The 342-nt window shown below is 42.1% G+C and carries 1 protein-coding gene; it reads left to right on the forward strand.

The window, feature by feature from the left end; genetic code table 11:
- Positions 1-14: 14 nt before the first annotated feature.
- A partial coding sequence (locus ACYVTD_RS18435; protein WP_461249045.1) for an L-threonylcarbamoyladenylate synthase occupies positions 15-342 on the forward strand: 328 nt, incomplete at its 3' end.

The following is a 342-nucleotide window of genomic DNA, read 5'->3' on the forward strand; positions in this document are numbered from 1 at the left end:
CTCTCATCCTCCATGTGGCAAATTTCGAAAGCATCTTTCCCTTAATTACCCCTACAAAAAAACAATTAGAATTATTAAAAAAATTATACGATAAATTCTGCCCAGCTCCCTTAACTTTTATCTTGCCAAAGAGTGACATCGTTCCAAAATATATAACCGGCGGACGAGAAACCGTCGCCGTCCGTGTGCCAAATTGTAAAATTACATTAGATTTCTTGAAAGCATCCAAATGCCCGATCCCTGCCCCCTCTGCCAATATTTCAGGCACTCCAAGCCCTACCAAATTCGAACATGTCGCAGCTGACTTAGACGGCAAAATCGATGCAATCCTAAAAGGCGACC

Source organism: Treponema sp. R6D11, assembly GCF_054786075.1.